Genomic DNA, 22,248 nt, shown 5'->3' with positions numbered 1-22,248 from the left:
TTTAAGAGAGTATTGTCGCTGTTGGTATTTCTTTTTTCAAACTGATCAAATAGTGCATTAGTTCTTCTTCTTTTCCTTCTTCCATTAATGGTTTGGGAAACAAAGAACCGCCCATACCTACACCTATGGCTCCTACTTTAAAGAAGTCCGCAATATTATCTTTTGTCACACCACCAGTGGGTAGTAATTTAATGGTATTTAATGGAGCTAACACATCTTTGATATACCCTACACCAAACTGACTACATGGAAAAACTTTTACCGCTGCCGCACCTAATGTCCAAGCATTGTATATCTCTGTTGGTGTTAATGCACCCACAAAACTTGGAACACCGATTTCTTTACATTTTATGATTACTTCTTCATTAAGAATCGGAGTAACAATAAACTGTGCTCCAGCCATTAAAGCTTTTTCTAAGTCATCCATAGAACACACAGTACCTGCTCCTACATTTAGTGATGGATATTCATCTCTTAACTGAGCGATTAAATCTGTTGCTCCTTCGGTATTCATCGTAATTTCAATCGTAGAAAACCCTGCTTTTTGATAGACAGGTATAATTCTATTTAATGTATCTACTGTGACACCTCTTAGGATTCCTACAACGGGAGCTGCTTCAAAAGCCTCCCACGAAAAAGTTGTTTGGTTAGACATATTGTTCTAAAATCTTTCTTTGACCTATTAATAATGCTTTTTCAATAACATCTTCTTCAAAAACTATTAAGTTGTCTTTCTTCTCAATAAGGTCATTTAACGCCAATTGATACAACTCATTAATTTTACCAGAAGCTGCCATACAAATCGATGAATCATAATCTTTTAAGTAACTTAACTCATCACCGATTAACAAACCACTAAGATAATAGTATGCAGTTGTTTTATCTACATTAGAAATTAAGTCGTGTGCTCTAATTTTAAAAAGCTGGTTCGTATACCCTTCTTCTGCACCGACTCTTACCCCTTGAATAAAATGTGCTTTGGCTGCTTCATTCATTTCACCCGGAGTAACCGAATTGCGTAAAATACTTTGATTAGAGATAATGTCGAACATCTCTCCTGTCATAAATGTATTCAACTCAGTATACTTGGAATCCTTAAAAGATAAATGCTTTGAATGGGTACCTGGAAGTATAAGCACACCTTCTTTTTGAACAGGTAAAAGAGTAGACAACCCTACTGCCTGTACCTCTTCTCCACGCATTACATCATCTTGGGTTCTAGCCCCTGAGACCATCAATACAGATAGGTTTCTTGCTAATGAAAGTCGTTTGCTAAATAGATTTTCTCCAAAGGCATCAAAAGGCATTTGAGAGTAGCCTAATTCCTTCATCCCAATAGATGAAGAAATCATGCCTGATGCAACAATCACTTTGTCATCAATACTTGTAGAGATATTAGAAAGTTGTTCTACAAGGTAGTTTGAAAAATACCTACCTTGATCTACTTTCTTTTGCTCTAAGTATTCTCTGTACACCTTTTTCACTCCTTTGTTTGTTTGAAACTCTTCTAATACATCAAGAGTATCTGTTTTGATCACTCTTAACCTAAAATTAGAAGTACCCCAATCACAACTAATGAATTTTTCTGGTACACTCATTTTTATAATTTTTTACTCACTCTTTTCTGCACTAAGTAATCGTCCAAAGCAAACTTTGAACAGTCCATACTTAAACCACTATTTTTCACTCCTAAGTGGGGCAGATAAATGTCGTATTTCACTCCGTTTTGTTGAACTTCTCCAAATTCTAAAGCCATCGTCACTTCTTCTAGCTTATCCTCGTCTTCAGTGAATACATAAGAAGCTAAACCTGCAGTAACATCGTTAGATTTCTGGATCACTTCTTCTGTTGTCTTGAACTTCAGAATTACCGCTACTGGTCCAAATACTTCATGTTGAAGAACTGGAGCCTTCGGGTCATCCATTACAATCACTGTTGGCATATAGTAGAAACCTTTGCCTTCTACCTTTTCGCCTCCAGTTAGTAACGTTCCCCCTTGAGCTAAGCAATCTTGTACAAACTGATGTACACCATCTCTTGCTTTTTCACTTACTAGAGGCCCCATATCTGGGTTATTTTCTCTACCAAAACCTAATTTTTTAGATTCGGCAATCTCTACAAAGCGTTTTACATATTCTTCGAAGATACCCTCCTGAACAAAGAAACGGTTAGGGGCTACACAAATCTGACCCGTATTGCCATATTTCACTCCCGTACCTACTGCTAAGGCATCTTCAATATTTGCATCATCAAATACAATAAACGGTGCATTACCCCCACACTCCATCGAGTATCTTTTGATAGAAGTTTTGATACTTTGCTCAATTAATTTTTGGGCCGTATAAGTGGCACCAATCATCGTAATTAACCGAGGTACAGTACTCTCACACAATGGAATACCCACGTTTTGTCTGTTACCACATAATACTGTGATAACACCTTTAGGAAAACCAACTTCATGAGCATATTCTGCAACCTTCAATGCCGATAGTGGTGAAATTTCTGACGGTTTGATAATGATAGAACACCCTGCCGCTAGGGCAGGACCCAGTTTAAAACCAAGGTTTAGCAATGGGAAATTATACGCCAAGAAAGCAACAACTACACCCAAAGGCTGATGTACCATTGTATGTCGGTGTGTTCCTTCTCTATCTGGAATTTCGAAGTCTTCTTTTGCTAAGATTTCTTTTCCATAAAACTCTAGTGAATTAGTAATACTCACTACATCCTCATCTGCACCATCAAAAGTTTTTCCCATTTCATGAGAAATCACCTCTTTCAATAGATCTTTATTTTCTAATAGCTTTGCTCTTAAAGCCATCATTTTGTCTACTCTCTCCTGAACTGGAGTTTTTGACCACACTTTAAAACCTTCTTCAGCGGCTTTTAAAGCACGTTCTGTATCTTCTTTCTCTGCCCAAGAAATTGTAGCAATTGTCTCTTCATTTGCTGGGCATTTTAAATCAAAAATATTTTTTGAAGATGATTCTACAAACTCTCCGTCGATATATAGGCCTTTATGACCATAGTGGTTCAGTACTTGCATTTTTATCTATCGAATATTTTTCTAAGAATTCTTGATTTACATCTACACCTAAACCTGGTGTTGTAGGTACTTGGATCTCTCCGTTATTCACTTGGATACTATGCTTTGTCACATCATCTCTAAGTGGGTTTTCTGTACGGTCCAATTCTATCATTGGAGCGTTTCTAAACATTCTACCTGGGTTTTGGTCTAAGTTAGACACAAAATGAACCGCTGCACTAATTGCAATCCAAGTTCCCCATGAGTGTGGCACAATGTCTTTGTGATAAGAAGAAGCTAACGTTGCAATTCTCTTTGCTTCCGTTAGTCCACCTGATGCACAAATATCTGGTTGAGCGATATCTACACTTTCGGTTTCAAATAAACGCTTAAAGCCATGTCTTAAATATTCACACTCCCCTCCAGCAATTGGAATGGTTGTATTCTCCCTTAGTTTACTATAACCTTTGTAATCTTCGGGGTGAACTGGCTCTTCAAACCAACCAATATCTAAATGTTCAATTCGTTTACAAAGTTCCAATGCCTCTCTATAATTGTAGGCATGGTTAGAATCGATCATTAGTTTTACATCATCACCAAGGTGTTTCTTTAACAACTCAACATAATGTACGTCTTTTTCGATTCCTAAACCTACTTTCATTTTTGCAGCCTTGAAACCAAGTTCCTTATATATTTTTGCTTCTTTGGCTAAGTCCTCCTCTAATGTTGGAGAATCTGTGAAGTAAAATCCTGTAGCATAAGGGTGAATCACTGGGTTTTTAACCCCACCCAATAACACACTGACCGGTAGATTGAGCAGTTTACCTTTGGCATCCCATAAGGCAATATCAATTGCACTAATTGCTGCATTGAAAATACCACTACGACCAAAATCCATTGATCTTAAATACATGATCTGCCAGATTTTTTCATTTTCTAAAGCATTTTCACCAAGTACAAATGGTTTGAAAAAATCTATTCCAGTTTTGATCATATCTGCTGGGCCATAACCTTCGCCCCAACCGTAAGTTCCATCTTCAAGTGTCACCTTCACCAAACAGATCTTTCTTGAGGCATAGTGCCATTGCGAGAAGTAGAAGGGTGTTTCTAAGTCTTGCGAAAGAACGTAAGGTTGTATATCAATAATCTTCATTCAATTAAGCTTTATGTCCCTTAAGATAAAGTCTACAGGAACTGATAGTTATTATGTGCACCAGTCTAGTACACTGTTAGTAATTTTTATAAGTTGGAATACCCTAGAATACAAATGGCAACAATAAGTACAGCAAGTCCTCCTAATAGTACTTTAAAAGGCTGAGAAGCATTTTTCCATTCTCCTTCTCTATACCCCCAAACGTTACTAATAATCAATGCCAAACCAAGCATCATTGGCCATCCAATCACTGGACCTAAAGACCCCATCAATGCAGCACCTTGACCATATACACCTAAAGCAGCAAACCAGAATAGACCTGCAAGAATTGCCCAAGTATATGCTTTTGTACTGTTTGGTGTGGAAAAGTCGCCCCAAGAATTATTCACAACTAACTTGTAAACCGCGTATAAGGCATTCATAGCAAAAGCGCCTATCAACACAACAACCCATGCTACTAAACTAGCATCTTTTGGGTCTACATTATATTTTGAAACCGCCAACTCCGCCACTGGAGCCGCGTTAGAAAAACCTACATTTAATAAAGCCGATAATACACCACAAGCTACCGCAATGGCTACTCCTGTTTTTATCGATTTCTTTGGTGTCGTCTCTACTTTCGGAGGAGCCACTAAGACATCTCCATCGTCTTCCATAATCATTGTATCTTCACTTACTGCTTTTTGTGCTTTATCTCTTTTTACACCTGCCACAGCTGTGATAGCTACTCCGACTAATAACAAACCTACTCCTGCAATTACGGTATTGAAATTAGCAGGCAATTCTTCCATCTGGAACATAGGAATTAATGAACCTACAGATGCCGCTAAACCCATCACAATACCATAAGTAATCGATACCCCTGTATACTCTACACTCACTCCAAAAAGGATACCTCCAATTCCCCAAAGAAAACCAAACAACATCGCCATCATTAACACGTTACTGTCTGACTCACTAATTATAGTAAACGTCTCAGGTACAGCAAATACTGCCCATGCTATTGGGAAAATAATCATCGCCACTAAAGCATGTACAACCCACCAGTTTTCCCATTTTAATGGTGAGATATGTTTCATTCCTAATCCAAATGTTCCTTGAAAAAAACTTGCAAGAAGGATTAATGTAATTGCTAGTAAATTCATTTCTTTTTCAGTTTATGTATAATCCAAATATCACCTATTTTTTAATTGTATTTATGACATAAATTCACTTAAAGTAGCTGTATTTTGACTTCAACATGTATTGTTTAAAAGTCTAAATGTCAAAATAGGATGAAAGTAGAATTTCAATACCTAAATATTCAATTCTCATTGAAATTCTACTTTCTTAATAATTAAACTGTATTACGCTTATTTGCTTACGGTTATCTTATTTGTGAAACGGTCAACACCATTTCCTAACATAACGTACACAATACTTTTTACATGCTCCAAATTCACATCAATGTCTAGTGATGATGCATCGATTAAACTACCTCTATAGATCATTTTTCCAGTATGGTCAAATACTCTAACAGGCATATTTTTTTGTTCTTTTGAGAATTCCACTTTTACAGCTTTCGACTTGGTATCCGCTGTTATTTTTGCATGACCATACTTATTCACAAATGCTGTAGCTTCAGCAGTTTTCAACTTATTTAGTTCAATCGCTTTTGCAGCTTTCATTTGAACATCAAAAGCACCTACAGCCACTTTTCCAGAAGGGTAATCAATGGGATTCCCAAAGAAATCTACTTTTGGAAACTCAGCTACTTCTGCAAATACTCCTTTTCCTGCTCCTACTACTTTAGGGCCAAACTTCACAATACCATTGCTAAGATCGTTACCGTCTTCTGACATCATAAAGTTGCCTTTTTTATCATATACTTTCGACATGAAAATGGGAGCTAGATCTTTTGATGTAAAACGGTTGGCAACTATACCATGATAAGCGTTATTTGATAAGAAAAAGGTAGTTCCTCTCGAATCGATCATCATTTGTTTTGTCCCCATTTCCCCCTTAGCATAATCAAATATATTATTGAAGATATAAGTCTTTTTCCCTTTCATATCGATCGAAGTTTTAAAGCCTTGATCTACATAAACAGAGTTGTTATAGACGTAACTGTTTTCACAATAATGTTCGCCATTGGGTATTTTATAATTGATCCATAGCGTATGGTTACTTGTTTTCCATTTAGGATTTTCTCTCCAACCGTCATTAACTGATACATTATAACGATAAACAGAATTGACATTTCCACCCAATATTTCAACAAATCCACCTTCACAATCTTCCATATAGTTGTATTGTATAAAAGTGTTTAAGTTTTCATGATCGATATGAACACCATGAGAATCTAGATAGCCTCTAATATGTAAACAGTCGTTGTATTGGATTACCGTATTTTTACATCTCCAAGTCCAAACAGCACTACCTCTATGTGGCATTCTTGGATCAGAATCGTCACCTGGGTAGTTGAATAAGTTCTTTTCAATTAAAACGTTATTCGTTCTGATTGGAAGGATACAAGTACCTCCCGTATGATGAAATTCATTATTTCTAAAAATAAAGTTTTCATTAAAATTCATAGGGTGATCCTTCAACTCTGGCTTACTCCCTCCATGTTTAATATGAACACCTAATCGTTGTACATCTTCGAAATAACACTCTTCCATAAGTACATCTTTGATATTTTTCATCTTGGAAGGATTCATATTTCTAGTACTAAAAAATCGTAATGCTGCTACCTCTAAACCATTGAATGCTTTCTCTCCTTTTTCTTTCAAAACAGGTTGAGGTGCATAGACTTTTTTGAATGTTAGGTGACGGAAAGTAAAGTTCTCTATACTCCCTACTCCGTTATTTAAAACGTAAATTCCAAAAGCATCTTGGCTTCTTACATTTTCTCTTTCAGTCAGTCTTTCATTATGAATTTCTAAGTATTCAATAATAATATGACTTTGGTTTTTTATAAGTATTGCTTCTTGGTAATCTCCTCCGTTTTCTTTTCCTACTTCACCGGTAATAATAGGTAAAGCACCATCCCCGTACGACGAAATGACAATCTCTTTACCTTTTTTTCCTGATCCGTTGACTACAAAATGACCATCAAAACGATCTCCTCTTTTGAAGAATACTTGGTCTCCTGCTTTTAGTTTAATGGATGAGATTTTCTTTAAAGTTTGCAATGGAGCCTCTTCGGTCCCTGGGTTTTTATCGTTTCCAACGGAAGAACTCACATAGTATTTTTCTGATGCTACTGCTGATATTATTAAAAATAGTAGCTGTAGAAGTATCAAATTTATTTTTTTCATCTTATATCTGTCGAATGCTTTAAAAAATTAAACAGAATCACATCTCTATATCTATAAGTAATCTCTATTTTTATTAGTTCCGATTAGATGTATGTTCTTGAATTAGTGGGTAAAAAAGGTTTGTATACTCAATGAGTAATAAAGTATACAAACCTTTGAGGCAAATATTATTTAGAAGGAACAGTGTTTACATTTTTAATAGAATCCAATTTCCCTTGCATTAATGCAACGATTTCTGGATGCTGTTCTGCAATGTTCTTATCTTCTGCGATATCTTCTTCTAAGTTAAATAATTGAGGTTGGTGAGAAAGTCCACCTTTGATAAACTTTTTCTTATCCATAAAATCTGGAATTCGCCTCTTTTTTGGAATAGGTTGTATATACTTCCATTTTCCATGACGCATTCCTAACGAAAATGCCTCTTCCACCATAAAATCTCTACCTTGTTGAGACTCGCCTAATAAAGCAGGCAGCATGCTTTTCGAATCTATTGCTACACCTTGAGGAATCTCCTCTCCTAATAATTCAGCAAAAGAAGCATAAAAATCAATATGTGAGAATGTAGCATCATTTGTCTGACCGGCTTTAATTCTATTCGGCCAGTAAGCAATCATTGGCACTCTTGTTCCTCCTTCTAATGAAGAATACTTCCCTCCAGCATATGGACCTGTTGGTTTATGATCTCCTAATAGCTCAATTGCTTTATCATCATAACCATCTGAAAGCACTGCTCCGTTATCCGATGTAAAGATCACTAATGTATTCTCTTCGATACCTAGATCTCGTAATGTTTTCATTACTAAACCTGTTGTATAATCCATTTGATAAATCACATCTCCTCTTAGACCCATTGGTGATTTACCTTTAAATTTATCTGAAGGCAAACGAGGAACATGGATATCATGAAATGCAAAATATAAGAAGAAAGGCTCGTCTTTATGTTTTGTGATAAAGTCTGAAGCTTTACCTGCTAATTTCTCAGGGAAATCTTCATCCGTCCAAAGTGCCTTTTCTCCACCTTTCATATAACCAATACGAGATATACCATTAATAATCGTATTCCCATGTTGCTTATCTGCACCTTGTCTTAACAACTCTGGATGATCGTTACCTGTAGGGCGATCTGAAATATTTTTCTTATAGCTAACGGTAATAGGATCTTTAGGATCCAAGTTAACCACATTATGATTTTCTAAATATACTGAAGGAACTCTGTCTCCAGTTGAAGGAAGTAAGAACGAGTAATCGAAACCGATTTCCAATGGACCTGGTTTAACGGCCTTATTCCAATCAACATTACCGTTACCTAAACCTAAATGCCATTTTCCTACTACACCCGTGGCATACCCTGCTTCTCTAAGCATATCGGGTAATGTTCTTGTATTCGGGTTGATAAGCAATGGAGCATCTCCAGGTAAAATTTGTGCCTTTTTTCTAAACGCATATTCGCCTGTAAGCATTGAATACCTCGATGGTGTACAAGTAGCATGAGGTGAGTGGACATCTGTAAAGAGAACACCTCCATCGGCCAATTTATCAATTTCCGGTGTTTCTGCTCCTATTAATCCGTTTTTTCCGATATCGCCATAACCAAGATCATCCACATAAAAAATAATGATATTTGGTTTGTCTGTGTTGTTTGAAACATCAGTTTGGTTAGTTGCAGGCTTCTGACAAGCCATTACTCCAGCCAATGCTAAACATGATAATAATTTCTTCATTCCATTTATATTAAAAAAGATAGTTTATTTCTTTGTTATAACACAAAGATAGGTGGTCACTAGCAGCATAATGAACACAATATTGACCTAAAAGTATCTTATTTAATCATTTTTGGATAAAAATATAATCGATAGCAAGTAAAGTAAGAGTTGTAGGAAAAATAGGCAAGAATAAGATAAATCAGTAGCATAATACGGTCAAAACCTGCAAAACTGCCTGCAATTGGTTCGTTTATTTATTAAAGAAAATATCTTTCAGGGAAACATTTAAGACAAAATGTAACACAATTTGTTCACTTTTATCAAGAATTGAGAAGGAGTAGTCAGTAAATAATGAGAAGTTCAATAGCCAACAAAACTGCCGGCTATTGAACAATTTTGAACTAGTCAGTTTGTCTGTTATTTAGTATTCGTATTCTGCTTTGATAAGTAGTCCTTGTACAACTTCATGTACTTACTGTGTCCAATTTCTTCTCCCTCAATCATTCTTTTATATGCTTCCGGATGATATTCTTTTATATATTCTATAGGCGCCAAACCAGGTACAGGATTAGGATCAAAAACTGAAGCTACCGGAGTCATTCTTTGGTCCGCTTGCATGGCTTCTTTTCTCATGATCTTTAATACATCTCTGTATTCTGGATTGTTAGCCAAGTTGTCTATTTCAAAAGGATCATTTTTTATATGATACAACTCTTCCTTTGGTTTTGATTTAGAAAACCATTTTTGCTGTACTTCATTCAATTTTCCATCTTCGCTTAATGTCCTCATCACATGCACTGCCGGACGATACCACTCCAAATACCCTTGATGAGCATCGTATGGAATTTCTGGTTTGTCGTTTCTGATATACCTAAATTCTGAATTTGTGATTGAACTCGACTGTTCTGGAATTTCATCCCATAGTCCTCTAAATGAATAAACATTTTTACGGTCGAAATTTTCATCAATAAAAGATTGACCCGTTAGATAGTTTGGTAAGTCAACCCCAGCGATATCTAAAATAGTAGCCGTAATGTCTGTACTTGCGATAATTTGGCGAGACTCTTCATCATGCTCATACCCTTCTGGCCATTTAATAATCAGAGGAATTCTTGATCCGGAATCAAACAAGTAACCTTTACCTTTTATGTTGCATCTTCCATTGTCTCCAATTACAATGATTACCGTATTTTCATATAGCCCTTTCTCTTTCAATTCATCAATCAACATCTGCATCTCAGCATCTGCATATTCTACCTGATCAAGATATTTGGCCCAATCTAGACGAATTGCTGGATGGTCTGCATATTCTGGTGGTAGCTGTACATCAGCAGTGTTAACAGGGTGTTCAGATTTTGCTCTCACCTCATTCCACCAATCACCTCTATGCGTAACATTCAATTGTATCTGAGCAAAGAATGGTTGATCTTCTGCAGTAAACTCATCGTATTTATCAAATAAACCATAGTCTTCTTCCCAATTACCAATCTTATTGTGCTTAAAATTGACATCTACTTTTCTTCCTCTTCCTCTTACTTTGGTATGACCTAAAATAGTCGTATACCCTTCTTTCTTTAATTGATAAGTAAAAGGTTTAAATGGAGCTGCTAAAGGTTCGTTTCTATTACTTCTGTGGTGATGTGTATTGGTAAGACGTTGATGTGCTCCTACCATCATCGCTGATCTATTGGTTGAACAGATAGACGCTGTACCAAAACAATTGTAATAGATCGTTCCTTCCTTCGCTAATGCATTAAATGTCGGCGTTTTTACTGCAGGCATACCATAACATTCAAAGTCATGTGATATATCTTCAAGCATTACCCAAATAATGTTAGGCTTGTCGAACTTCTTTGGTTCTTGTTTTTGATTGCACGATATAAAAAATAACAGTATCGAGCTTAATAAAATTGGATAGAGTAATTTCATTTCAATTGCATTGATTAATTCGTTTGGATCAAAGCTATCAGAAACTCACTTCAGTTAAGGGTGTAGGATAGAAATTAAATAAAATCCCCTCTTATTATGAAGGATTATTACTTCATTCTATACCTAAATCACTACTCATTTATATTCTATGATTACCCTACAATTAAGTTTAACCAAAATGAAACCATCTCCCTTTCTAAGTTTTGAATAGAAAAATAAACCTAATAATACTATGAATAAAAGGGGGGTATTTTTTTCTATTCAATCCTCCATGATAACTCACCAACATACTCTATACATTGCTTTAACTTCTATGAAAAGAGAAGCAAAACGAATCATAAAAGGAAAAGCGAATGAAATATTACTTGATCAATTTCTTTGTTTTGTTATTCTGTTCGAGCTTAGTTTATGGACAGTCTACGGGACATACAGATTTCAATAACGATTGGAAATTCTTTAAAGGTGAGGTAAAAGATGGACAATCACCAACACTGGATGATTCAAAGTGGAGGACAGTACAAATACCTCATGATTGGGCCATTGAAGGGCCTTTTTCAAAAGAGTACAATGCTCGTTGTGGTGGGTTACCTTTTCATGGTGAGGGCTGGTATAGAAAAAGCTTTACTTTAACTAATACTCAAAAAGGAAAACATATTGCCATTGAATTTGAAGGTGTAATGAAAAATTCAGAGGTCTGGATCAATGGGCATTATCTAGGAAAAAGACCATTTGGGTACTTAGGCTTTGAATATGATTTAACCCCTTACCTTCATCAAGAAGGAATGAATATTATTGCAGTAAAAGCTAAACCAGAAGACTTATCATCAAGGTGGTATCCTGGTGCAGGAATGTACAGAAAAGTTTGGCTAAATATCAATAATGACATTCGGGTCGCACATTGGGGTACTTTTGTTACATCGACTAACGTATCAGCTAAAGTAGCTAGTGTCAATATCCAATTGGAAATTCAGAATTTCAAAGCAGCTGATCAAATTGTTTCCGTAGTACAAACTATTAAAAATAACTTGGGGGAAACCGTAAAAGAATTACAACATAAAACGGTGGCAGAAGGTAGTAAGACTATCAATTCGCAACAATCATTTAACTTAATTCAGCCACAGTTATGGACACTCACTTCTCCACACCTCTATCAATTAGAAACGGAATTAAAAGATAAAGACGGAAAAATATTAGACCGTTATACGACCAAATTTGGTGTGCGTAGTATCCAGTTTACTGCAAATGATGGTTTCTTCTTAAATGGAAAACGAACCGAGTTGAAAGGGGTCTGCTTACATCATGATTTAGGCCCATTGGGTACTGCCGTAAATAGAAGAGCAACAGAACGCCAATTGGAAATTATGAAAGAGATGGGAGTAAATGCGATCAGAACTTCTCATAATCCGCCTAGCAGAGAACAACTGGAACTGTGTGATGAAATGGGAATATTGGTGATTGATGAAGCTTTTGATGAATGGGGTATTCAGAAAATTGAGAACGGTTACCATACCATTTTTGATGAATGGCATGAAAGAGACCTTACAGATATGATTCGAAGAGATCGTAACCACCCTTCGATTATTATGTGGAGTATCGGAAATGAAATCAGGGAACAAAAAGAGAAAGATGGATGGAAAGTAGCACTAAAACTTGGAGAAATCTGTCATAGAGAAGATCCATCGAGACCCAATACTGCGGGTTTTAATCAATATGAAAATTCGATAAAGAATAAACTAGCACATCATGTAGATATTGTTGGCTTCAATTATAAAGCAGCCAAATATGCTGAAATTAAGGAAAACTATCCTGACTGGATTGTATATGGTTCAGAAACAGAGTCTATTACTAGTTCAAGAGGAGTATATCACACTCCATTCTTAGAGAAATATGAGAAAAACACAGACCACCAAGTAACAAGTTATGATATCATTGGACCAATTTGGTCTTACCCTCCCGATATGGAATTTAAATTCTTAGAAGAGAACCCTAGTATACTAGGTGAATTTATGTGGACGGGTTTTGATTACTTGGGAGAGCCAACACCTTATGGTGGTAGAGACAACTCGACCAATGGCTATTGGAACGATGATTGGCCGAACAAGTCGTCTTTCTTTGGACCTGTAGATTTATGTGGATTTAAAAAAGATAGATTTTATCTCTATCAAAGTCAGTGGACAGATACACCAATGGTACACTTACTTCCTCATTGGAATTGGAAGGGTTTTGAAGGAAAAGAAATTCCTGTTTTTGCCTATACCAATGCAGAATCAGCAGAGCTATTTCTTAACGGTAAAAGTTTAGGAAAAAAAGTAAAAGGTGTGGATAAAGGTATAGTACCTATTAAGTTCTCGTATTATGAAGGTCCTTATAATTATCCTTCACCCTATCGATTAAGATGGGACGTTCCTTATGAGAAAGGGGAGCTAAAAGTAGTCGCTTATAATGGAGATAAAGTAGTGAGTGAGAAAGTGATTAATACTACATCAAAAGCTAAAAATATTGAACTGACAGCTGATCGAAAAATCATTTCATCAGCCAATGGAGAAGATTTAGTATTTGTTACAGCGAGAGCATTGGATACTGAAGGCCACTTCTGTGCGACATATAACGGTCAGATTCAATTCTCAGTAACTGGTGATGGTACTTTTGAAGCTACAGGCAATGGCGACCCTGCTTCATTAATCTTACCTGAAAATAAAAAACTAAAGTTTTTTAATGGTATGGCCTTAGTTATCGCTAGAGCTAATAAAGGTGATGGTGGTAAAATCATCATTTCAGCTACGGGAAAAGGGTTAAAAAAGGCTCAAATATCTGTTGAAACAAAGGCAAATCCAAAAGAACTGTAATCACATTTGTAAGTAATAAACTAACTACAAACAATTCACTCAACAAGTTAAATAAATTACAATACTCTCAACTAAATATCTAATTCAAATAGCAGATGATAAAGCCTTAGAATTGTTTTCTAAGGCTTTTCTTATGTCTCCATAATTAATTACAGAACTGCAAATGATCTCATATAAAGTCGGGTATTCGATTCTTCTTGCAATGTCTTATTGAAATCACACAGTATTGATTTCTTGGTACTCATCACACCAAAATATCATTATGTATTTATATTCTAGCTTATTTTATTGAGACAAAAATGTGGTATATCCTTTAACCTAGAATACTAATCAAACCACTCATTAGTATATAAAAAACAGCCTGAATGAACTGAATCACCCAGGCTGTTTTTAGTCTCCTTATTTATAACCGTCCCTTATTTTTTGATAAATTTTATCGGCTGGTTATTTACTCTTAAAATATACTGACCTCTTGGTAAGTCATCTAAATTAAGCGTCGTTTTTTGTGTTTGGTGAACGAATTGTATCGTCTTCACTTTTACTCCAATCAAGTTGTAAATATCTACTCCTTGGAAGGGTAATGAAGAAGTCAAAGTCACATCACCAAAAGTGGGGTTAGGGTATACATTTAGTATCACCTTATCTTGATCAATAGAGGTTACTTCCTGCTCTGCAATTACAATTACTTCGAACTCTTTAACCATAGTGCTTTGTCCCAATTGGATTGTTGCCGTTAAGTTAGTATTGATATCTCTAAAAGATCTAGTAACTACTCCTTCGTTCGTAATCGTTGTTCTATCAGAAACCCAAGAAATCTCTGAATTATGTAACCCTTCTGTAATTAATGTTAGATCCGAAGTAACGCTTTCAGTACTATCCCCTTCAGCATAAATAATGGCTAAAGCATCAAATGCTTCCTGAATTAATTCTTCTTCATTATTAAGTACAGTGAGTACAAATGACTTTGTTGTAGAAGTTTCATTTAATGTAATCGTAGCAGTTAGCGTTACTTCTGTCACCTCCATAGGTACTGTTAATACACCTGTACTAGTGATCACTGCATCATTACTCGATTCCCATTCAATTTGAACCTCTTCATATTCATCATAAGAAGTAGTTAGTGTAACAGAAGCTGTTACTGCCTCTTGGCTATCACCTTCTGCATATTCCACCTCTAATTTACCCGCCACTCTTTCTACAATAACATCATCAGAACTTGCTGCAGTAGTAAGGGTAAATGATTTTTGACCTGATAAATCACCTAAAGTAACTGTTGCTACAATGTCTGCTGTTACTTCATCGTCAGTAATTGTCACTTCTCCATCATTAGTGATGTTCGCATGAGCACTCGCATCCCAAGTAACTGTTGTATTATTTAAACCTTCATTTACAAGAGTAATATTTTGTGATACATTATTTGCATCATTTCCATCAGCAAATAGAACTTCTAGTGCTTCTACTGCTTCTGCTAATTTTTCTTCGTCAGTAGGGCCTTGATCGGCTTCTTCTACAAATAATTTAGGATAAGAGAATAAAATCTCGGCTGGAGCACCACTGTCACTACCGCCAAATTGTACAGATAGATTCCATTGGTAAGCATCTTTCGGCAATTTGAAAGAAGTGGTATATACTTCTTCACTGGAAGTTAATGTGTAGCGATCAGAATAGATATCGTTATTTACTTGCAGACCGTTTTCGTCTTTTGTTCTGTATCTAAAGTAAAATCTAAAAATAGCTCCGTCATCATTGGAGGCTTTTAACTTGGCTGATAAAGTAAACGCTACAGAATCTTCTTGATCAGAATAATCAATATTTTGCCATGGCAGTCCAATGATTAATGCATTCCAGTTCCCATCACTGTTTTGTTTATCTACAACGGCAATGTTATGGTCATCTACACCTGCAATAACATCTAGTGTATTCGGAGCTTCTGCAGTATTTTTTGTCCAACCATCAAAAGAAGGTGCTCCCAAATCATCTGTAAACTTAAAGTTTGGAATTAGGTTGTCCACTTCAGGCTCAGCAGGTGCACTTTCTCCCAATACTTTCAATACAAAATCTTTAGTATCCGATACATCATTTTTGGATAGTGTCGCTGTTAATGTCACTTCTATATCCACATCCTGACGAACTACAACTCCATCATTCGAAATTACAGATGTATTGGACGACACCCAACTTACAGCTACTTCGTTATCACCTTCAACAGGTAACGTTACATTTTGAGTAACCATCATTGCATCATCACCACTCGCGAAAGAAATCACTAAATTTTCTTTGGCTTCTGCCACCATTTCCTCATCTGTTGATTCCTCAGAAGGGATAATCTTTAAAATAGGATGAGAGAAAGTTATATCAGCAGGAGCTCCACTATCAACACCTCCAAATTGTACTCCTAAATTCCATTGATAAGCGTCTTTTGGAACCTCAAAAGTTGTAGTAAATGTTTTTTCAGATGATGTAATCACAAATTGATTGGAGTTGACATCATAATTTTGCGGATTATTTTCACCATCCAACATTTTATATCTAAAGTTGAATCTGAATTTTGCACCGTCCTCATTAGACGCCAATACTTTAGCTGACAGTTCAAAAGTAATCATTTCAGTATCCTGAGGTAAATCGATATCCTGCCAAGGCAATGCTAAAACTAATGAACTCCAATTTCCAGAACCTCCATCAACTTTATTGATCAATACTTTATTAAAGTTGGTAGTTCCTTCTACTGCAGTTATACTATTGGGGTCAGCACTAGATGTATTTGACCAAACTGCTAATGTAGGATTACCAAGGTTATCTGCGAATTTATCATCAGGGATAATATTATCTGGATCACTTGGCTCTACAGGTTTCTCTTCTTCTTCTGCATCTAATGATAAAGAAGGAGTTGAAAAATAGAGGTCTCCAGCTGCACCACTTTTGGTACCCCCAAATTGTACTTCTAAATTCCATTGAAAAGCATCATTAGGAATTTCCAAGGGAACAGTAAATTCTTGTTCTGTGCTTGTCACTACAAAAACATCTGAGTAAACATTGTTATTGACAATATTATCGTCGATGTCTCTTGTTCTATAACGAAGATAAAGTCTGAATTTCATACCATCATCGTTCGATGCTTTTACTTTGGCTGATAACGTTAACTTCGCCATTGCATCTTGACCACTTAGATCAAAATCCTGCCATGTTAACCCCATTTTCACATCGCTCCAATTTCCTGAAAGATCACTTTTTGATATCAGAACCTGATGGCTTTCTCCTACACCAGTTACGGCTGTAATTGAATTTGGAGCTGTCGCCGAAGTATTCTCCCATTCGTCTAATGACGGGTTACCGTCTCCATCTTTAAACTGATAGTTGGGTACTAAGTTATTAGAAGAAGAAAGTGTTGCGACCGAAGCATCAAAGTTTGCAAATACAGATGAAATGCAAAGCGTTAGTATGCTTGCTAATAAAAAAGTAGTTTTTAATTTCATGCTTAATAAGTATACATTCATTTCATTTATGAGAATGATCAAAAGTATCTATTCACTTCTTTATCATGTAATTAGTCTACAAGGAAAAGGAACCAATAATAGTTATTTACCCCTAATACTTTGTAAAAGTACCCTATAAGATTGTTAGATAGCAATTCCAATTTACACAATTCAGAAATGGTTTTCACCTAATTCATCATTCTTTAATTATTCAACTGTTTAATCTACACCAAATTGATAGATGACTGTTTCGTGATAAGTCTCTCCTGCTTTCACCATTGAAGTGGGAAAGTTAGGATGGTTAGGTGTATCGGGTAGATGTTGTGTTTCTAAACAAAAGGCAATATGTTTTCCATAGGCCTTACCTCCTTTACCAATTATAGATCCGTCTAACGAGTTACCTGTGTAAAATTGTACTGAGGGTTGTGTTGTTACTACAGATAATGTTCGTCCTGAAGTAGGATCTACAACTTCAATAACCTTTTTAGGTTTGTTTATTTCTTTATTAAAAACATAGCAAAAGTGGTAACCGTTATTGGCTAACTTAAATATATTTTCACCGATTGGTTTTTGAACAGTAAGGTCCTTTTCGGTGTTCCTTACCTCTTCCAATTGACCTGTAGGTACAATGTCTTTATCAATAGCAGTAATTGTATTGGCATCAATTCTTATTTCTTGATCCACAATAGATCTTTTCATTCCATTTAAATTGAAATAAGAATGATTGGTCATACTAATATGTGTATCCTTGTCTGTTTTGGCCTCAAAATCAATTTTAATTTCATTATTTTTTGTAAGCGTATACGTCACTTTGGATTGTACATTACCAGGAAAACCATGGCTACCGTCTTTAGAAAAATAAGAAAAGACAACCCCTGCTTCTTCCTTTCTTTTAAAGGTCTTTTCCACTTTCCAAAGTGCACTACTAAATTCACCACCTCCATGAATAGAGTGTTTACCTCCTTTTGTATCCAAATGATAAACAACTCCATCAATCTCAAATGCTCCATTTCTTATTCGATTTGCAAAACGTCCTACTGTCGCCCCAAAAAGAGGGTTCGGTTGTTGGTATTGAGCAAGTGAGTCAAATCCTAATACAACATCTTCAAAATTATTGTGGCGATCTGGTACTTCTGCCCTTACCAAAATAGCCCCATAATTTGTCAGCTGAATATGCATTCCATTTGGGTTTTGTAAATCCAATAAAAAAATCTTTTCCTTACCCTCTTTACCCCACTCATTTTTCGTGATGGTAAATTGATCTTTCTGTGCAAACCCTATTTGGGAAATCACTAGAAAGAATAGTGTAATACAGTATAATTTCATTTCTATTTATAAGATTTGGTTTTCAAATTCGATTTCAAAAACACGCGCGTATTTATTAGGTTGATGTTTAGAGATAAAAATCGATAAACCCCGATCAGACTGCTTCCATTCTACTTTCTCATCACTACCTAACAAATTGATATGTCGGATTTTATTCTGCTGATTATTACTTTCAATATCCGATACTTCTAATACACCATCTTCCGAGTTACTCATCATAAAGACATACAACCTGTTGTTATTTTTAGTAAAACGATAGCTGTCTCTTGTTGAATAATTCACCTTTAATTGTTTTGAAAAGGAACCCTTAAAAGTATTGATTGCTCCTTTACCATGGGTCGTCCAAGGTGAAGCTCCAAAAATTGCAGATTGATTGATATTTATCCACTCTCCTATTTCTTCTAATACTTGCTTTTGTTTATCGGGAATCGTTCCATCAGCATTAGGGAATACATGCAAAAGAGCATTGCCATTTTTACTGATAATATCGATAAAATCTTCAATTACCCTTTTCGTTTTTTTATGTTTCTCTTCGCCTGTCTCAAGGTTATATTTTACCAGTGGAATATTCCCCTGCCATTGCTCTTCATTAATCTCTCTGTTCTTCGAATAATTAATGTTCATCACATTGGTTCCCTTGGGTAGAGCATGACTGTATTTATCCTGTGATTGTAAGACTACTTCTTTCTCCCAATCAATGCCTTTATTGTAATAGTATAGGGCTAATTTTTCATGATAGGGCTTAAACTCATTTTTATTCATGTAGAAGTCAAACCACATTAAATCAGGTTGGTATTGGTCAATGATATCTTTCGTTCTATCCCACCAATGATCAATAAAATTTTGACTCACTGGCTGTGAAGGGTACTGAGATGCCAATCCCAGTTGCCTATTTTCATCTTGAAAAGAAGAATTGGGACTATAGAAATTCCAGTTGTAGGCAAAATGTGAGGATAAGCCTATTTTTAAATTTTGCTTTTTTGATGCCTGTATTAATTCCTTTGTAAGGTCTCTTTTTGGACCAAGTTGTACACTGTTAAATGAAGTGTGATTTGAATTATACATAGCGAAACCATCATGATGTTCTGCTACGGAAATAATGTATTTAGCTCCTGATTTTTTAAATAGGCTTGCCCATTCATCAGCATTAAAAGATTGTGTGGTATAAGATGATACAAAATCTTCGTATTTGGTGGAAGCTCCATAATGTGATTTGTGGAAATTATGCAAAGGATGAGGTTTGGTATTCACTACCTTCCCATTCGCATTGTACTGCACACTATCAAAATCCATCCATCGGGCATAATAAGATGTTTTAATTCTAGGAACATTATAAATACCCCATTCCACAAAAATCCCCAGTTTTGCATCCTTAAACCATTGAGGCACCTGATACGTTTGCACCGACTCCCAATTAGTATCGTAAGCATAATGCTGAGGTTTTTCTGAATGAGTGCTGATCATAGAAAAACTATAAATGACGAAAAATAAAAAGCTAACAGCTAATGCCTTCATTAGATTGTATCTCATTATACCACACTTTTAAGGTAAAGGAATAATAGATGAGGAAGGGTTGATCATTATGCTTTTAATCAGAATCCTATTCCCTTCCCCTCATACTTAACCGCACCTATTTATAATACCTGCTCGAACTCTCCTCCAAGTTCAGTTTCAGAGTAACCTTCACATAAGATTCTGAAAGCATGAGCAAATTTTGTTGGGAACGACTTCGGGCGTTGAATAATTAGCCCATCATCTGTTCTTTTCCATTTCAACTCTTCGCTACTTCCTAGTAAGGTCACTTTCTCGATTTTGTTATTTAATAGACCAATCGCTGTGCTTAACGACTTGATTTTGATATCACCTTTTGGTGTGTCCATTACTAAAGCGTAAAATTCATTATTGCTCTTTTTAGTAAATCGAATGTCGTTCGCTTTATATCTGATTTTCTTTCTTTCAATTTTATGTCCACCTGCAGGGATTCTTGTTGGTCCTTCTCCAAAAATAGTCCAAGGTCTTGTCCCGTAAATAGCGTCACCATTCACTGCTAACCAATTTCCCATATCCAATAAAAGGTTTTCCATTTCAACAGGAATTGTTCCGTCAGGGTTTGGAGGCACATTCAATAACATGTTACCATTTTTAGCTACAATATCGATAAGGATATCTACAAGCTCATTGGAGGAGACAAACTTAGCATTCGATCTATAGAACCAAGTACCTGGAGAGGTATCAGTGATCCAAACATCTTCTTTTGGCTGGTTCGGTCTTCCTCTTTCATAGTCACGAACAGCAGTAATTTCAGGGAAAGTCTCTTCTTTAAAAAGAACAGCCACTTCTTTGTCCCATTCGATACCTTTGTTATAATAGTAGGCTAAGAATTTCTTTCTACTTTCTTCGTTCATATTCTCCAACCACCAGTCGAACCAAATAATATCAGGCTGATAGGTATCGATATATTCTTTTAGTTTAGCCCACCATTCTTTATAGAATCTTTCTGTTGGTTCATTGTTGTAATAATCATGAGGATCAGTATATAGATCATAATCTTTTGGATCTACTCCACCATATTCATGAGCAGGTGCAAAATACTTCCAAGTAAATGCATGGTGAAAAGAAGCAATAAACTTCATTCCTCTTTTCTCTACCTCAGATTTTAACTCTTTAGAAACATCTACTCCTCCATAATTTACAGAGTTCCATCTTGTCGCTTTACTATCCCACATCGCAAAGTTATCATGGTGCATGGCCACTGGGCCTGCATATTTAGCACCTGACTTTTCAAACAGCTCTGCCCATTTCTGTGGATCAAAACCTGTAGGCTTAAAGTTTTCGATCAAGTATTTGTAACCGAATTCGGCAGGATCACCAAATTGTTCTACATGATGTAAATAGTTTGATGTAGGGTCGTTGTTAACACTTCCATCTTTATGCTTTGGTAACTCACCAGTCCTCCAATTAGGGATACCATTTTTTCCGTACATCATCATACCATGCCACCCTGCAAGTTTTTGCTTTGGCTTCATATTTACAAATGCACCGGAAATTGGTCCCCAGTGAGTATAGATACCAAACTTGGCGTCTCTAAACCAATCTGGAGATTTATTTACCTTCGATAACGACTTCCAGTCTTCTGTGTATTTTTCAGTTGATTTTAGTTCTTGCTGTCTTGGTTGCATTTGGCAAGCTCCTAGAGCACACATCACAGACAGAGAAAATGTCTTCATTAATTTCATACTATCCTATTTTATGTAAGTCAAAGACTTTTAGATTTGATTTCAAAAGCCAACAAAGTGATCAGTAACTATGACTGATTTCTTCTTGCTTGAAACAAATGTATAGGGATACTATGAGTTGATTAGAGAATTTTAGTAAACCAATTGGGGTAATAATCCATAGATGAAAAAACAAGCGGTTTTAGTGTGAGATTGACCTTTTTGAAAATAGAAACGAGAGAAGTAATCGTTTTTAGCATAAATTGTCATTTAACAACC

13 protein-coding genes are annotated in these 22,248 nt (G+C 35.8%); 1 reads left to right on the top strand and 12 read right to left on the bottom strand.

Going from position 1 to position 22,248, the window contains the following annotated elements:
* Position 1 precedes the first annotated feature (1 nt).
* The 8 genes from QL232_RS03305 to QL232_RS03270 all read right to left on the bottom strand — a co-directional run bounded on the left by QL232_RS03305 (position 2) and on the right by QL232_RS03270 (position 11,109).
* Positions 2 to 655: a bifunctional 4-hydroxy-2-oxoglutarate aldolase/2-dehydro-3-deoxy-phosphogluconate aldolase gene (locus QL232_RS03305; protein WP_281613069.1), complete on the bottom strand. Its 654-nt coding sequence runs from the start codon at positions 653 to 655 to the stop codon at positions 2 to 4.
* Entirely contained in the window at positions 648 to 1,598 is a 951-nt protein-coding gene (locus tag QL232_RS03300) for a 2-dehydro-3-deoxygalactonokinase (RefSeq protein ID WP_281613068.1), read from the bottom strand. The genes QL232_RS03305 and QL232_RS03300 overlap by 8 nt, the downstream gene beginning before the upstream one ends.
* Positions 1,599 to 1,600: 2 nt before the next feature.
* Positions 1,601 to 3,046 (bottom strand): aldehyde dehydrogenase family protein, encoded by a 1,446-nt coding sequence (locus tag QL232_RS03295; RefSeq protein ID WP_281613067.1) that lies wholly within the window; start codon positions 3,044 to 3,046, stop codon positions 1,601 to 1,603.
* Complete coding sequence (locus tag QL232_RS03290; RefSeq protein WP_281613066.1) at positions 3,018 to 4,178, bottom strand: mandelate racemase/muconate lactonizing enzyme family protein; 1,161 nt, start codon at positions 4,176 to 4,178, stop codon at positions 3,018 to 3,020. The genes QL232_RS03295 and QL232_RS03290 overlap by 29 nt, the downstream gene beginning before the upstream one ends.
* Positions 4,179 to 4,264: 86 nt before the next feature.
* A complete protein-coding gene (locus QL232_RS03285; RefSeq protein ID WP_281613065.1) occupies positions 4,265 to 5,323 on the bottom strand; it encodes an L-rhamnose/proton symporter RhaT in 1,059 nt (352 codons plus the stop codon).
* Positions 5,324 to 5,530: 207 nt separating this feature from the next.
* Entirely contained in the window at positions 5,531 to 7,477 is a 1,947-nt protein-coding gene (locus QL232_RS03280) for a right-handed parallel beta-helix repeat-containing protein (protein WP_281613064.1), read from the bottom strand.
* Between the two features lie 167 nt (positions 7,478 to 7,644).
* Entirely contained in the window at positions 7,645 to 9,198 is a 1,554-nt protein-coding gene (locus QL232_RS03275) for an arylsulfatase (RefSeq protein ID WP_281613063.1), read from the bottom strand.
* A 399-nt stretch (positions 9,199 to 9,597) separates the two neighbouring features.
* A complete protein-coding gene (locus QL232_RS03270; RefSeq protein ID WP_281613062.1) occupies positions 9,598 to 11,109 on the bottom strand; it encodes a sulfatase in 1,512 nt (503 codons plus the stop codon).
* 353 nt (positions 11,110 to 11,462) lie between these two features.
* Here QL232_RS03270 and QL232_RS03265 point away from each other — a divergent pair, with 353 nt between their 5' ends.
* Positions 11,463 to 13,955 (top strand): glycoside hydrolase family 2 TIM barrel-domain containing protein, encoded by a 2,493-nt coding sequence (locus QL232_RS03265; RefSeq protein WP_281613061.1) that lies wholly within the window; start codon positions 11,463 to 11,465, stop codon positions 13,953 to 13,955.
* Between the two features lie 416 nt (positions 13,956 to 14,371).
* Here the strand turns inward: QL232_RS03265 and QL232_RS03260 are convergent, their stop codons facing one another.
* The 4 genes from QL232_RS03260 to QL232_RS03245 all read right to left on the bottom strand — a co-directional run bounded on the left by QL232_RS03260 (position 14,372) and on the right by QL232_RS03245 (position 21,981).
* Positions 14,372 to 17,428 (bottom strand): immunoglobulin-like domain-containing protein, encoded by a 3,057-nt coding sequence (locus QL232_RS03260; RefSeq protein ID WP_281613060.1) that lies wholly within the window; start codon positions 17,426 to 17,428, stop codon positions 14,372 to 14,374.
* Positions 17,429 to 17,647: 219 nt separating this feature from the next.
* The gene (locus QL232_RS03255) at positions 17,648 to 18,754 is read right to left on the bottom strand and encodes an aldose epimerase family protein (protein ID WP_281613059.1); all 1,107 of its coding nucleotides are present in this window, start codon (positions 18,752 to 18,754) and stop codon (positions 17,648 to 17,650) included.
* Between the two features lie 6 nt (positions 18,755 to 18,760).
* A complete protein-coding gene (locus tag QL232_RS03250; RefSeq protein ID WP_281613058.1) occupies positions 18,761 to 20,284 on the bottom strand; it encodes an alpha-L-fucosidase in 1,524 nt (507 codons plus the stop codon).
* A 104-nt stretch (positions 20,285 to 20,388) separates the two neighbouring features.
* The gene (locus QL232_RS03245) at positions 20,389 to 21,981 is read right to left on the bottom strand and encodes an alpha-L-fucosidase (RefSeq protein WP_281613057.1); all 1,593 of its coding nucleotides are present in this window, start codon (positions 21,979 to 21,981) and stop codon (positions 20,389 to 20,391) included.
* Positions 21,982 to 22,248 lie beyond the last annotated feature (267 nt).

The organism is Flammeovirga sp. SubArs3, assembly GCF_947387565.1.
In the GTDB taxonomy this organism is placed as follows: domain Bacteria; phylum Bacteroidota; class Bacteroidia; order Cytophagales; family Flammeovirgaceae; genus Flammeovirga; species Flammeovirga agarivorans.
The sequence above is the reverse complement of the archived record's forward strand: the minus strand, read 5'-3'. Positions and strand labels throughout refer to the sequence as shown.